Genomic DNA, 15,230 nt, shown 5'->3' with positions numbered 1-15,230 from the left:
ATGAAGGATTTTTTGAGTGGGTCGAAGCTTTATCCGTTGGAGATTGTGATTGATGATAGGGAGCCTGATGCGATGCTTGAGTATCTGCTTTTTTACAAAAACATCATTGTAAGGAAAGAACGGTTGCTTGTAGGGGATTATCTTCTAGATTCGGAATTAATTGTTGAGAGAAAAACCCCTTCAGATTTTAGTGCTTCTATTAAAGATGGAAGATTTTTTAAGCAGGCTGGTAAGTTGGCGAATTCAAAAGTACCTGCTTGTCTGATTTTGGAAGGTCGAAAAAGAGAATACAAGAATTTAGGTTTTAGCAAAAATGCAGTTCAAGCAATTTTAATGTCTGTATCCTTGATTTTCAAAATCCCTATTATAAGAGCTAAGACTCGGAAAGAAACTGTTTCAGTTATGCTCCAATCTTTCAAACAACTTACAAAGGATAAATTGGCAGATTGTAAATTTCATCCACGATTGAAGCCTAAATTTCAGAAATCAGATAAGTTTTTAAAACAAAAAATCCATATCCTTGAAGGATTTCCAGGAATTGGTGCCGATAGGGCAGAATACCTACTGAATCATTTTGGTAGCCTTCAGCATATATTCAATGCCTCAGAATCAGATTTACTTTCTGTAATAGGAATAGGGAAATCCACTGTGCAGAAAATGAAGGTTATTTTGAATGAAGTGAATTGAACTATTTCAATAAAGAAATTCTCTACTGATCACATGGGAGATTTTCAGTTAGTCTGTAAGCACTGGATGCCTCAATTAACTCATTTTCTAAATTGTCATAGTATTGGAATTTCTGTAATTGCCATTTATCTTTTGGTTTATAATAGATAAACATAAACCTTATAGGTTGGCGATCATGTTTTACAAGAAATGTATAAAGCAAATAGTTTTGACCAACGCTTTTATTAGCAATGGCTTCATTTTCTTGATAAGAACCAATAAGTTTTGTAAGTTCAGTCAGTTTATTTTTCACTTCTTGAGTTTGTGTTTCCTCAATCCATTTATTAGATGAAAATATAAAATCTAAAGCATCTTGTGGACTATTATCATAGTCTATCTCCATATTCTGGAATTAGAAAGTTTTTGGAAGAGAGAAAAAGGAAGAAAAGTAGGCGTAAATGAAAATGGTAAAAATCTCTCAATAAATCAATGAATTATCAAATCCTCTGCAACGGACAAGCTCTTCCAATATTTTTGTACCAGTATAATTCCCCTAAACGGAAAAGATGTTCATTGCACAAAGACACCCACATTACGAGGACTCCCTAACCTTCCAACTTTGTAACTTTTGAACATTCCAATTCCCAAACTTCCAATCAACCCCATCAGACAAGTTAATCCAAAAATCTTCTAATCTTCTAATTTTTCAATTTTCCAATCCCAATACTCTGGACAAGTTCTTCCAATTTCTCAATCCCTTTCGCTCCTTTGCTCCTCCACCCCCTTTGCGAGCTCATTGCTACTCCTCTGGAAATGGAATATAAACAAAACTCGTAAACTCCTTATCCATCACGAAAAGGCAGCAGAATTCATCAGGGTTTTTGTAGTTGTTTTCGAATTCTTCCCGAAGTTCCTCTGCGATCAATTTTCTTTGGATAAATTCATCGATATAGGTAATGTAATAATTCCAATCAAGATTTTTCTCTTCTTTTCCCAAGAGGAGCTGACCGATAGGTTGTTCTTCCTTGGATATTGGGAAAATGGGGAATTTGGAGAATTTCCTACTTCTGACTTGATAAGAAGCTTCTTTGAGGATTTCTGAAACATTAAGAAAATCCTTGGTGATCGTTCCAAGGTATTTTCCACTCAATTCCGGGTCGTTAAAGTCTGATATCATGATTTCAGGGTTAGGAGTACTACATTTTCAACATGATAAGTTTGTGGGAACATATCTACAGGTTGAATTTTATCTACACTATATTTCTCTGAAAGCAAAGCAACATCTCTTGCTTGAGTCGCTGGATTGCAGCTTACATAGACGATTTTTGGAGCTTCCAGTTTAAGGAGCATGTTGACAACATCATCATGCATACCGGCTCTCGGTGGATCTGTGATAATGACATCAGGTTTGTCATGCGCCGCGATAAATTCGTCATTCAGCATGTCCTTCATGTCACCTGCATAGAATAGCGTGTTTTCCAATCCGTTGACTTTGGAATTTAGCTTGGCATCAACTATCGCTGCCTCTACGTATTCGATCCCAATGACTTGTTTGGCTTGCTTGGCAACAAAGTTTGCAATCGTACCTGTTCCTGTATACAAATCATAAACTACCTCATCTCCTTTCAATCCCGCAAATTCTCTCGTGACTTTGTATAGTTCATATGCTTGGTCTGAGTTGGTTTGGTAAAATGATTTTGGACCAATTCTGAATTTCAACCCTTCCATTTCTTCTTCAATGTAGTCTTTTCCAGCAAAAGTCACCACTTCAAGATCATTGAATGTCTCGTTTTTCTTCAAATTGATGATGTAAAGCAATGCAGTGATTTGCGGGAATTTTTCATGAAGAAAATTCATCACCAAGTCAATTTCTGCTTCATTGTCACCACCAAACTGAACAATGACCATGCTTTCGCCAGTGCTTGTGGTTCGGATGATGAGGTTTCTAAGCAGGCCAACTTGATTTCTGATGTCATAGAATGAAAGCGCGTTACTTAGTGCAAATTTTCTCAATTCATTTCTTACATCATTTGAAATATTACCCTGAAGGTAGCAATGTTCGATATCTACAATTTTGTCAAACATCTTCGGAATATGAAAACCAAGTGCATTTCTCTCGAATTCTGCTCCTGAGTCAATCTCTTCGCGTGTAAGCCAACGGTTATTCGAAAAAGTAAAATCAAGCTTATTTCTATAGTATTGTGTATTTGCAGAGCCTATAATCGGTTGTACCTCGGGAATTTCTACTTTACCGATTCGGGTAAACTGGTCTACAACCTGCTGTCTTTTATAGGTTTTTTGTAAATCATAATTGATATGTTGCCACTTGCAGCCTCCGCAGGTGCCAAAGTGGGAGCAAAATGGGTCAATTCTATCTTTTGAAAATTCATGGAATTTAATGGCCTCACCTTCCATGAAGGAGCTTTTACCTCGGGTGATTCTTACATCTACGACATCTCCAGGTGCCACGCCCTGAACAAATACCACTTTACCTTCATGATGTCCAACACATTTCCCTTCAGTAGCAATTCTCTCAATAGTCAGGTTCTCGACAACCTTATTTTTCATTTTTCTCGACATGGGCGCAAAATTAATCAAAAAAGTCAATGTAAATGGGTATTATTGAAATATGCTTTTCATATTTTGGATGCAATAAGGTCAAATCTTTATTTGGATAATATGATTTTCCGCAATCATGCCACTAATCAATTAAACGATTGTTTTTTGGCAAACTGATACTAATAGATATTGGATATTTATTGATATTGGTTCGAAATCACAGGTTAATTCAATTATTTAGATTCTACTGGTATGAAAACGGATATACATATTGGATAATATGATTTTCCGCAATGACACCAGGAGGTGAATTTTCGCATGATATCATGCAGATAATCGTCGACGGTCGTCTCTCAACTGACGACAGCATTGAACTTAAGGTATTTACCTATATAAATTTGGATACGGGCATAATTGCGAAAATACATATTGGATAATAATGAAAGTTAAGTTGATTTCGGATTATGGACTTAGAGAAAAAACCATTTCTAAGAATGCAGAATTAGCTGTTGTAATTGACCTTATTGATCAATTGGATTGGAATTTTTTTTATCAGATTGTTATTGAAAAAGATTCTAATAATTAAAGATTCATCCTTTTCAAATTCAACTCCTTTGGAGTTGTCAGTAAGATTAGTGAAATGATTTCATTGTCCACTGGATTTTATCCGGGGTTACTCAAATTTGTTCCTTCCAGGAACTAAAGCGTACTACTATCCCCAACGGGGATAAACCTTAATTAACTCCGCATGTCAATGCGGAGGAAAAAAGCTATACAAATAATGCCATCTGCTTCCAACTCTGAAAGAGTTGAATTTTTTAAGTGTCTTTAGAATTTGCCACAGAACCTTTACCAATCAAAATCATTCCATACGAAAGCACTAAAAAAAGTATCAAAACAAAAAAGGAATTGATCAATGTTTGTTGAATGCCTATCTCGGGGACATTGACAAAAGGATAGGGATAGAATCCGGAAAAATCCCCTCTAAAAAGGATGTAAATAAGATAGACAGCTGGATAAATTAGCCAATTTGGAACTTCAGACCATTTGACCATTTTCTTTTTTTCATATAGAAACCAATAGATCAAAGTAATTATTGGCGTCACTGAGTGGAGCAATTCATCAACCACTTTTTGCATTCCTGTAGGTTCCCAGACTTGCCTTAAGACAAATTGATATACCAACCCAACTACCAATATATAAACAGTGACAGCAGTAAGTCTGCCAGGTTGATCAAAAAATCCAGAGACTTTACTTTTGGTGGATTGACTTGAGAAATATATTGCGACAATGATATTTGTCAAAATGGTAAAGAAACTAAAAAATCTAATGACAGTTTCTGATATTGAAGAAACCCTATTTTCTATCATTATATAAAACTGAACAATTACTGCAAACCAGGCAATTATTGCGAATAAAATCGCTAGTTTTCTTTTCATTTTTAGCTGGAAGTTAGATAATCTCAAAACATTATTAAGCTTGAATGTCTTAAGATTTAAGAAATTTCTCCAATTAAATGAATTTTATCAATAAATTGAAAAATGATCAAGGTTGATGCTCAAAATGAAGGTTTCTTTCAAAAGAAGCATCAAAAAAATGTTGCATGTTCCAAAAATCAGAAAATTGATCAAAAAAATTAATCACCGCTAGGCATACATGCTAAATTTTTATCTTTGCAGTCAAATTAAAATGAAATGAAATTTAAGGAAAAGGTAGTTATCATCACAGGAGCAACATCAGGAATAGGTGAGGCATGTGCTTTGGCGTTTGGCAAAGAGGGTGCAAAGGTGGTGATAACAGGTCGAAGTCAGGTTAAGCTTGATAATTCATTGGTCAAACTACAAAACCATGGAATTGCGGCGGTAGGTGTTTTGGCAGACTCAGCGTTAGAAGAGGACAATAAAAGAATGGCTGAGACTGCAATTTCCCAATTTGGGAAAATAGATATTTTAATCAACAATGCAGGTATTTCGATGCGGGCCCTTTTTCAAGATTTGGATATTGAAGTATTCAAAAAGGTAATGGATATCAATTTTTGGGGCTCAGTTTACGCTACGAAATATTGTTTGGAGTCAATTACTCAAAACAAAGGCAGTATCATTGGGATTTCGTCAATAAATGGATACAGAGGAACTCCGGCTAGGACTGCATATACTGCCAGCAAATTTGCGATGAACGGCTTTTTTGAATCCTTACGTACTGAGTTGCTAAAAAAAGATGTACATGTATTGGTGGCATGCCCTGGCTTCACTGCTTCTAACATCAGATCAAATGCATTGCTTGCCGATGGCTCCCCTCAAGGTGCTTCTCCACGTGATGAAGCAAAAATGATGTCTCCTGAAGAAGTTGCAGAGCATATCCTGAATGCAACCTCCAAAAGAAAAAGAGAGATTGTTTTGACAACTCAAGGAAAATTGGCGGTATTTTTGAACAAATGGATACCGGGAATCATGGATGGAGTGGTCTATAATCAAATGGCAAAAGAAAAAGATTCCCCATTCAAATAGCAAATATGGTCAAAAACACTTTTCAGGTATATCTTAATCGTTTGACGGATCTCTCCAGTAGAAATAGGTCTTTGTATCTCCCAAAGCTTTTTTCTTCACAAATGATTGACTTGAAAAGTCTTGAATTCCTAAAGCATTCTGATCCATACGAATATATCAGGGAATTGATCCAGGGAGAAAAATCCATTCCCTTGATTTCTACTTCTGACCCAAGAGACAAGCAGCTTAACCATTTTTCAAAAAATCTTCAATCAATTTTCCAACAAGTAAAAACAACAGAAGAAGAAACTGGAGAGAAAAGTCTTTATGTTGCCTATCCTTTCGTAGAAGGCAAATTGATAAATGATCAAATCATAAGATGTCCCTTGCTGTTTTTTTCTGTTACTCTTACAAAGGAAGATGACAATTGGGTTATAAAAAGAAATGCTTCTTCACAGATCATTTTCAACAAAACATTTATATTGGCTTATCAGCGAGCATATTTGGCGCCTGCTATCAAGGATGAGCATATTTTTGAAGAAGCACCAAATGAGGTTACTGGTTTTTTGTCGAAGATTTATGATTTTCTAAAAGAAAATTTTTCCATAAATTTTAACCAAGAACTGTATGAGCAAAAGCTAGCTGGATTTCCTGAAAACAGTAAGACTATTGATGAAGAGCAGTTAGCTTCTGGTGTACTCAAATTAAGACCTTATGCTATTTTGGGACAATTTTCACAGAAAACGAGCTTTTTGATTCAAGATTATGAGCAATTGATAGCAGAAAATGAGTCCGATCTCGAAGACTTGCTTGCTGCCCGTTTTGCGAAGGAGGAAGAGTCAAGCTCACCAAGGGAAGACCAATTGTATAATGTTTTTCCTTTGGATGCAAGTCAAGAAGCTGTAGTAAAAGCCGTGAGATCAGGTGATTCTTGTGTGGTCGAAGGGCCTCCTGGCACTGGGAAGTCTCAGTTGATCAGTAATCTGGCGGTAGATTACATTTCCAGAGGCAAAAAAGTGCTGATAGTCTCTCAAAAAAGAGCTGCTTTAGATGTGGTCTATAATAGACTTGAAGAAAAAGGGTTTGGAGCCTTTTTGGGGTTGATTCATGATTTTAGGACTGATAGGAAGCTGCTTTTTCAGAAGCTGAAAGCTCAAATCGATTCTATTGATCACTATCAAGAGTTAAATAGGGGAATTGATGCAATTCAGTACGAACGTCAATTCTCTCAACTATCCAGGTCTATAGACACTTCTTTGGATTATTTTGATGATTATAAAAAAAGTCTTTTTAATACTGAAGAATGTGGAATACCAATCAAACAGCTCTACATGACGTCAAAACTTGATGATGAGTCTATTGATCTGACCCAATTTTACAAGAGTTTCACTTGGGACCGAGTTGCTGATTTTTTGAGAGATTTGAAGGAATATGAGATTTATTACAAAAAGTATCAAAATTCGCGTTCATTTTGGCTTCACAGAGTTGATTTTAGCAGTTTTGGTGTGACAGCTTCGAAGCGTTTGAAAGAAATTCTTTCGGAGATCGAAAGTATTAAATCGGATTTTGGTAAAGAGTTTGCGGGAATTGATGGGCTAAACGCATCTTTTTTATTCTCGATTTTTGAGAAAAAGGCAAGCTTAAGCAAATTCAAGCAATATTTACACCTCTTAGATAGACAAATTGTTTTTGATGATATCATTGACCAACCGAGTGATGTTTTTGATCTTCTTTGGTTAGAAAATAAATTCGAAACAGTAAAATCTTTGCTTTCCGAAGAAGGGGTGGAGTGGGAAATTCCAGATGGGGAAGTTCAGGATACTTTGTCAGAATTGTTGGAATATATAGAAAGTAGAAAATCATGGTGGGGTAAAATCAATTTGAAATTCAACAAAAATAAATTCAGTAGAGTAATCGAGTTGATCAAAACACATCATTTGAAGGAAAATGATCATGATTTTAGTTTGTTGGTAAAGAAATTGGAAAACAGATTAAACCTCAATCACCAATATACATTGCTCAACCAAAAAGATTGGTTGAACTTGCCCCAAAAGCCATTTGACTTTTCTACATTCAATCATTTTTCCTCAACGCACTTAGATGCTATCCAAGCTAGATTGGTGATGAAGGATTTAGAGGGCTTGGAAAATGCAATTTTGAGTTCAGATTCATCATCAAAGGAGGTTTTAAGTTTGATCAATAGAATTGAAAATTTCATTTTGAAATTGGAGTCAAAAATTGATTCATGGAGTATTTATTTGAGTAAAATACAGATTCAACATCTGATTTCGCATGCTCCTGAAAAATCTTTTTTGGAACAAAAAGAGCAAATACCACACGTTTTCGAGGAATTGGTGGAATTTGATAAATTGAGAAAAAGGCTTTCTGTGACAGATATCCAAGTAATGGAAAAGCTTTTGGATGAATTTCCAGACCACGAATATGAACAATTGAGTTATTTGTTTTTGGTAGGTCTGAGTACTGCTTGGATAGATCATATTGAGTCAAAATATCCTGTTTTGAGAGAGGTTGGTACAGTAAAGTTTCTGAACTTACATAAAGATTTGATAGATGCTGTAGAAGAGAAATGGAGTTTGTCGCAGCATATTTCCGAGCTCAGGATTCGGGAACAGACGTTTAAAAAACTTGAATTTAATAGACTTAATAATAGAACAACTTATAGGGAATTACTGCACCAAGTAAGTAAGAAGAAAAAGCTGTGGTCCATCAAGAAGTTGGTGGAAAATTTTGAGGAAGAGGTATTTAACTTAATGCCTTGTTGGATGGCTTCGCCAGAGACGGTTTCAGCATTGTTTCCTTTGAAGCAAAATTTTGACTTGGTCATCTTTGATGAATCATCCCAATGTTATGTAGAACGAGGACTTCCAGCCATGCTAAGAGGCAAGCAAGTTGTGATTGCTGGAGATTCCCAACAGCTACAGCCTTTTGACATGTATCAGGTCAGGGTGGATTCCGACGAAGAGGGATTGGAAGTAGATACAGAGTCATTGCTAGATCTATCGTCCAGTTTTTTCAAAAAGTTTTGGCTGAAAGGACATTACCGAAGTTCTCAAAAACCGCTGATTGAGTTTTCAAATCATCACTTCTATCAAAATAAGTTGGAAATGCTGACTGAAAGAGAGTTGGTGAATGCCAATGAAATACCCTTTGAGTTTATTCATGTCGATGGAATATGGGAAAATCAAACAAATAAGGTTGAAGCTGAGACAGTGCTAGAAACCATAAAAAAAGTGCAGAAGATCCATCCAAATTATTCTATTGGAGTCATCACTTTTAATTTTTTTCAGATGGAATTGATATCAAAATTGGCTGAAATGGATGAGTCTATTGATCACAGTCAATTATCAATCAAGAATATAGAAAATGTGCAGGGGGATGAATTTGATTGGGTCATATTCTCCATAGGATATGCGAAAAACAAAGCAGGAAGATTGATAGCTAACTTTGGTATGCTTTCCAAAAATGGTGGTCAAAATAGGTTGAATGTCGCAATCACAAGAGCGAAGAGAAAGATCAGTTTAATTACAAGTCTGACATCTAAGGATTTTAAAAAAGAGCAACTCAATAATCCTGGTATTGATATGCTTAAGAAGTACTTAAGGTTTGTGGAGGATTTATCAAAAGGGAAATCTGTAGAATATGATCAAAATACTAGTTCAGGTTTCGAAGAAAGTTGGACACTAAAAAGCAGGTTGTTGTCCACGAGTAATGGAGTCAATATATCAAATTATCGAGAATCTTCATGGGTAGATTTAGCTGTCAAGAAAGAAGTGGAGGGCTATGTAGAAGCCATTTTGACGGATGACCAAAGACTTTATAATGCTAGCAGTTCCAAGGAAGCTTTTGTCTATCACTGTATGCAACTGAAGCAAAAATCGTGGCCGTATCATTTTTACTTTAGCCGTCAATATTGGATGGGAAAAGATATTCTTGAAAAATAAAAGAGTCCGATTTTCTAATTATCGGACTCTTTTTCTACCTGTTTGAAGCCTATAGCTTCAATCCCTTTCAAATCTTCTACGCGCATATATTGTACAAACTCGATTTTGGAGAATTGTTTTTTTGTTTGCAAAGGTAAAGTGTCAAATCTAGTATAAGAACTACCAAAACCAGCCCCTGTGGGCCGGCCTTCTTTACTATCAAACAAGGATACATTAAGCAATTGCGATTCAAATTTATTCCCAAGACTATCAGAAAGAAAATACTTGACATAAAGGTTTCTAAACTGATAATCAACATTGTATTTGATCCCGATTAATGAACTTATAGCTTCATCTGATTGAGGTAAATCAAAAGCAACTGTATCAGCAATGTGCCAAGATTGCGTTTCCATTCCCTTATAATCTTCAAAAACCCTATCGCTATTGCAGGAAAAAACCAATATCAATATAAATGGGATAAGAAATAAACCACCTATTTTATTCATTTTGATCACCTTTGTTTTGGTCTCCTCTATTTCTTGGTGGATATCTTCTTTTACCCGCCGGTTTGTTCTCTCTTGGTTTGTTTTCAGCGTTTCCTTCTGGCTTTGGCCTTGGGGTATTCCGAGGTTTTGGTGTTCCGGTATTTTTATTCCCTTCTACTTTATTCTCGGTTTTATTATTTTGGTCCACATTTTTTCTCCCCATCCTGTTCTTTTTGAATCTATTCCTATCTCTGTTACCCTCTTTAGGTTCAGTGGAAGCATTTGGATTTTTTGGGTTTTGTGGCGCGGGCTTGTTTTGCCTTTGGGTAGAATCAACTTGAGGAGTAGTTTCTCCTTCCACGCGACTTCTAGGTTTCTTCTTTTTCTTCTTTTTCCTCGTAGTTGTCGTACTGAACTTTTTATCGAGGGCCTCCAACTCCATATTAGACCTACTGATTTTATCTTCAGCATCTTTAGAGTGATCATTTTGTAGGTCAAAAGGCTTAATGTCTTTTGCATTCATTAACTGAATAGCCTTCACACGTTCGCAGGTAATGGAATGCCAGTTGTTTTCATTGTTGTAGCTAAACCACATCAGTTTCCGGAAAATATCCGTCTTTTGAAGTTTTGCTGGTCCGGCCTCAGTGAACAATGGTTTTTCTACAGTCGGGATATCCTCCAGTGCAGACATATAAGTGTCCAACTCATAATTCAAGCAGCATTTTAACCTACCGCATTGACCGGAAAGCTTTGTTGGGTTTAGGGAAAGGTTTTGGTATCTGGCAGCAGAAGTGCTGACACTTTTGAAGTCATGAATCCAAGTAGAGCAGCAAAGTTCCCTTCCACAAACACCGATTCCACCTAATCTTCCCGCTTCCTGTCTTAGGCTAATCTGACGCATTTCTACACGGATTTTGAACTCCGAGGCGAGCAGTTTGATCAGTTCTCTAAAATCTACCCTATCTTCTGCAGAATAGTAAAATGTAGCTTTAGAATTGTCAGCTTGAAACTCCACGTCAGACAATTTCATGTCAAGCTTCAGCTCATCAATGATTTGCTTTGTTCTGTATATAGTAGGGACTTCTCGATTCTTTGATTCTTCCCATTTTTCTATGTCTTTTTGATTTGCGACACGGTATATCCTTAGGATGCTATCATCATCCTTGATTTTCCGTTTTTGCATTTGAAGACGTACTAATTCTCCCTGTAATGAAACCCAGCCAATGTGATGTCCATTGGGGACATCTACGACAATAGGGTCTCCAGTAGTGAGTTGAAGGTGATCTACATTGCGGTAATATTCTTTTCTACCGCCCTTAAATTTTACTTCGACTACGTTATACTTATCTACAACTGGGATTCCCATATGGGATAGCCAGTCGAATGCATTCATTTTATTACAATCGCTCGTACCACAAGTGCCGTTGTTTTGGCATCCTCCACTCGATCCGGTGGTGGTAGAGCAGCTACTACATCCTGCCATAATTATATCAAAAGGGAGCCTTTCGCTCCTCGTTAAATTGGGTTTACTTTACTAATGCCAGAATATCCTGACCAATATCTTTTCTGTGATACTGAGCATCCCAAGTGATTTCAGCTACTTTGCTGTATGCATTTGTAAGTGCAGATTCTACATCTTGACCTATACCAGTAATGGCGAGTACTCTTCCGCCGTTTGTCAATACATCGCCATCCGAATTTAGCGTAGTGCCAGCATGGAATACCAACGAATTTTTATCCTTTACTTGCTTACTTAAGCCTGAAATTTTGTCGCCTTTATTATAATCTCCTGGATATCCACCTGCTACCAACACGACTGTGGTGGTGGTAAATGATTCTAATTCAATTCTATATTCATCCAGTTGCATCGTACCCATGGAGTATAGTAAATCGACGAAATCACTTTTTATCCTTGGAAGGACAGCTTGAGTTTCTGGATCACCCATTCGGACATTGTATTCGATCACATATGGATCGCCTCCTATATTCATCAAGCCGATAAATAGAAATCCAGTGTATCTAATGTTTTCTTTGTGAAGTCCGCTTACAGTAGGCTTGATCACTCTTTCCTCCACCTTTTGCATAAAATCTGCATCTGCAAATGGAACAGGGCTTACAGCTCCCATACCGCCAGTGTTCAAACCTGTATCGGCTTCGCCTATTCTCTTATAATCTTTTGCCTCAGGGAGGATTTTGTAACTTTTTCCATCTGTTGCCACAAAAACAGAAAGCTCTATGCCATCGAGAAATTGCTCTATCACAACCTTTGATGAGGCTTCGCCAAATTTGTTGTCCACAAGCATTTCTCGAAGAGATTCCTTCGCTTCTTGGTGGCTTTGGCAGATCAAAACACCTTTTCCTGCTGCCAAACCATCTGCTTTCAAAACAACTGGAATGGTCTGTGCATCAATAAACTTGTAAGCTTGGTCGATGTTATCTTTTGTGAAAGTCTCTGAAGCAGCTGTTGGAATATTGTTTCGTTCCATAAACTGCTTTGAAAAGTCCTTAGACCCTTCCATTGTAGCTCCAAGTTGACCTGGGCCAATGATAGGTAGGTTTTTTGTAGCTGGGTTCGCTTGAAAATAATCAACTATTCCTTTTACAAGAGGCTCCTCAGGACCCACTACCACCATTCCGATATTGTTTTCCAATACAAATTCTGTGATAGCTTCAAAATCATTGATGCCAATCGAAACATTATGTGCAATTTGGGCAGTTCCTGCATTTCCTGGTGCTACGAAAAGTTTTGAACATTTCGGGCTGCCTACAATTTTCCAAGCAAAGGCATGTTCTCTACCTCCGCTTCCTAATAATAATATATTCATTTGTGAATTTCAGTTTAATTTGCGTGTTCAGAGATGAATTTCACTCTATACACACGGATTTCTTCTTCGGCAAAATCTTCATCTTCGAGTTCACTCAAAGCTGATTTGATGTTGTCCGTTTCTGCAGTCATGAAATAATCATGTAGAATATCCTCTCGTTCTTCATCCATGATATTTTCAATGTAATAATTGATATTCAATTTTGTGCCACTGTAGATGATTTGCTCTATCTCTTGAAGCAATTCAGCCATGGAAATATTCAAATTTTCAGCAATTTCATCAAGATCGATTTTTCTATCTACTTGTTGGATAATTGAGATTTTTACTTTTGATCTACTTCCAGCAGTTTTGACGACTACATCTGAGGCTGTCATGATATCATTTTCCTCGACATAGTTTTCTATCAATTTCAGAAATGACGAGCCAAATTTAGTGACTTTTCCCATACCGACGCCATTTATTTGCGCCAATTCATCTCTAGTGGTAGGGTATACTGTAGCCATTTCTTCCAATGATGGGTCTTGAAAAATCACATAAGGAGGCAATCCTTTTGATTTTGCCACTTTCTTTCTCTCAGCTTTGAGCAATTCAAAAAGCTTTTCATCATATGCTTTTGCACCATTTGATATATCATCATTAGCTTCAGCTAGTAGCATTTTCTCAAAATCATGGTCTTTGCTCATCGAAATGCTGTATGGCTCTTTGATGTAGTCTAAGCCTTTGGCAGTTACTTTTATGACTCCATAATTTTCTATGTCTTTTTCAATGAAATCATTGATCATGGCTTGGCGGATGATGGTCTTCCAAAGTCTTTCATCCTCTTCAGAACCAACACCAAAGATGCTGAGCTTATCATGACCATAGCTTTTCATATAGTCATTTTGCTCTCCTCTGATTACCTTGACAATATGCTCTATATTGAAACGGTTGTTGGTTTCCTTGACAGCTTTTATAGCAGAGACCAAATAATCTTTGCCTTCGAACTTCTCATTCGGGTGTTTACAGTTGTCACAGAAGCCACAGTCTTTTTCCATGTATTCGCCAAAGTAGTGAAGAAGCGTTTTTCTTCTACAAACAGAACTTTCTGCATAGGCAGCCATTTCCTGAAGCAATACCTTTGCGTTTTCTCGTTCTGTTACGGGCTTATCTTTGTTGAACTTGTCTAATTTTACAATATCTTCATATCTATAGAACATTAGACAATGGCCTTCAAGACCATCTCTACCGGCTCTTCCAGTTTCTTGATAATAACCTTCAAGAGATTTTGGTACATCATAGTGAATCACATACCTTACATCAGGCTTATCAATTCCCATCCCAAAAGCAATAGTCGCCACTATTACATCAAGTTCCTCGTTAAGAAAATCATCCTGGTTTTTGATTCTGACACTTTGATCCAATCCTGCATGATATGGTGCTGCATTGATTCCATTTACTTTTAGTAGAGAAGCTATTTCTTCTACTTTTTTTCTACTTAAGCAATAGATGATGCCTGACTTACCTTTATGGCTTTTTATATATTTGATGATTTGTTTTTTGGTCTCATTTTTCACCTTCGGCCTTACTTCGTAGTAAAGGTTAGTTCTGTTGAAGGAAGACTTAAACAAATCAGCTTCTTCCATTTGAAGATTTCGCTGAATGTCTTGTTGTACTTTTGGGGTAGCGGTAGCAGTGAGTGCGATAATTGGCAATTTTTCACCTATCTGGGCGATGATAGATTTGATTCTGCGGTATTCAGGCCTGAAATCATGTCCCCATTCTGAGATACAATGCGCTTCATCTATTGCCACAAAGCTGATATTTGCTTCTTTCAGGAAAAGGACGTTTTCTTCCTTGGTAAGAGACTCTGGTGCTACATATAGAAGCTTTGTCTTTCCTGCAAGAACTTCTTTTTTGACTTTCGTCGTCTCTGATTTGTTTAGAGTTGAATTCAGAAAGTATGCGTTGATACCAAAGGCATTGAGTTGGTCAACTTGATTTTTCATCAATGCAATCAAAGGTGATATGACTACAGCTGTACCATCTTTGATTACTGCTGGAAGCTGATAGCATAGTGATTTGCCTGCACCTGTTGGCATGATTACAAATGTATTGCTACCTCCCAAGATGTTATCAACGATGGCTTCTTGATTTCCTCTAAACTGACTGAAACCAAATATTTCTTTTAGATTTTCTTTTACTGATTGATCCACTTCACAATGACGTTTTAATGTTCCGCTTTTGGGTATTCATTAAACTTTAAGGATTTCTTTTTTACCTTTGATACAA

General features: G+C 36.8%; 12 protein-coding genes. 4 read left to right on the top strand and 8 right to left on the bottom strand.

Going from position 1 to position 15,230, the window contains the following annotated elements; all coding sequences use genetic code 11:
* Entirely contained in the window at window positions 1-687 is a 687-nt protein-coding gene (locus MM213_RS08925; protein WP_241411499.1) for an ERCC4 domain-containing protein, read from the top strand.
* Window positions 688-709: 22 nt separating this feature from the next.
* On the opposite strand, the gene MM213_RS08920 is transcribed toward MM213_RS08925, so the two are convergent.
* The 3 genes from MM213_RS08920 to rlmD all read right to left on the bottom strand — a co-directional run bounded on the left by MM213_RS08920 (window position 710) and on the right by rlmD (window position 3,246).
* Window positions 710-1,069, bottom strand: coding sequence for a hypothetical protein (locus MM213_RS08920; RefSeq protein WP_241411497.1), 360 nt, complete (start codon window positions 1,067-1,069; stop codon window positions 710-712).
* Window positions 1,070-1,465: 396 nt separating this feature from the next.
* Entirely contained in the window at window positions 1,466-1,843 is a 378-nt protein-coding gene (locus tag MM213_RS08915) for a hypothetical protein (RefSeq protein WP_241274777.1), read from the bottom strand.
* Window positions 1,840-3,246, bottom strand: a complete 1,407-nt coding sequence (rlmD, locus tag MM213_RS08910; protein ID WP_241411495.1) for a 23S rRNA (uracil(1939)-C(5))-methyltransferase RlmD — start codon at window positions 3,244-3,246, stop codon at window positions 1,840-1,842. Before rlmD ends, MM213_RS08915 begins: the two co-directional genes overlap by 4 nt.
* Window positions 3,247-3,664: 418 nt before the next feature.
* Here rlmD and MM213_RS08905 point away from each other — a divergent pair, with 418 nt between their 5' ends.
* Window positions 3,665-3,811, top strand: coding sequence for a hypothetical protein (locus MM213_RS08905; RefSeq protein ID WP_241411494.1), 147 nt, complete (start codon window positions 3,665-3,667; stop codon window positions 3,809-3,811).
* Window positions 3,812-4,043: 232 nt separating this feature from the next.
* Here MM213_RS08905 and MM213_RS08900 read toward each other — a convergent pair whose 3' ends face one another.
* Complete coding sequence (locus MM213_RS08900; protein ID WP_241411492.1) at window positions 4,044-4,664, bottom strand: Pr6Pr family membrane protein; 621 nt, start codon at window positions 4,662-4,664, stop codon at window positions 4,044-4,046.
* Between the two features lie 255 nt (window positions 4,665-4,919).
* Between MM213_RS08900 and MM213_RS08895 the strand changes: the two genes are divergently transcribed.
* A complete protein-coding gene (locus MM213_RS08895; protein ID WP_241411490.1) occupies window positions 4,920-5,732 on the top strand; it encodes an SDR family oxidoreductase in 813 nt (270 codons plus the stop codon).
* A 5-nt stretch (window positions 5,733-5,737) separates the two neighbouring features.
* Window positions 5,738-9,673, top strand: a complete 3,936-nt coding sequence (locus MM213_RS08890) for an AAA domain-containing protein (protein WP_241411488.1) — start codon at window positions 5,738-5,740, stop codon at window positions 9,671-9,673.
* 14 nt (window positions 9,674-9,687) lie between these two features.
* Here the strand turns inward: MM213_RS08890 and MM213_RS08885 are convergent, their stop codons facing one another.
* The 4 genes from MM213_RS08885 to recQ are packed head-to-tail and all read right to left on the bottom strand — an operon-like array spanning window position 9,688 to window position 15,154.
* A complete protein-coding gene (locus MM213_RS08885; protein WP_241411486.1) occupies window positions 9,688-10,158 on the bottom strand; it encodes a gliding motility lipoprotein GldH in 471 nt (156 codons plus the stop codon).
* Window positions 10,151-11,620, bottom strand: a complete 1,470-nt coding sequence (locus MM213_RS08880) for a PSP1 domain-containing protein (RefSeq protein ID WP_305037285.1) — start codon at window positions 11,618-11,620, stop codon at window positions 10,151-10,153. Before MM213_RS08880 ends, MM213_RS08885 begins: the two co-directional genes overlap by 8 nt.
* Window positions 11,621-11,663: 43 nt before the next feature.
* Window positions 11,664-12,962, bottom strand: coding sequence for a phosphoribosylamine--glycine ligase (gene purD / locus MM213_RS08875; RefSeq protein ID WP_241411484.1), 1,299 nt, complete (start codon window positions 12,960-12,962; stop codon window positions 11,664-11,666).
* Between the two features lie 14 nt (window positions 12,963-12,976).
* The gene (recQ, locus tag MM213_RS08870) at window positions 12,977-15,154 is read right to left on the bottom strand and encodes a DNA helicase RecQ (RefSeq protein ID WP_241411482.1); all 2,178 of its coding nucleotides are present in this window, start codon (window positions 15,152-15,154) and stop codon (window positions 12,977-12,979) included.
* Between the last annotated feature and the right edge of the window lie 76 nt (window positions 15,155-15,230).

Source organism: Belliella alkalica (assembly GCF_022549785.1).
GTDB classification, from domain to species: domain Bacteria; phylum Bacteroidota; class Bacteroidia; order Cytophagales; family Cyclobacteriaceae; genus Belliella; species Belliella alkalica.
This window is presented reverse-complemented; position numbering and strand designations above follow the sequence as displayed.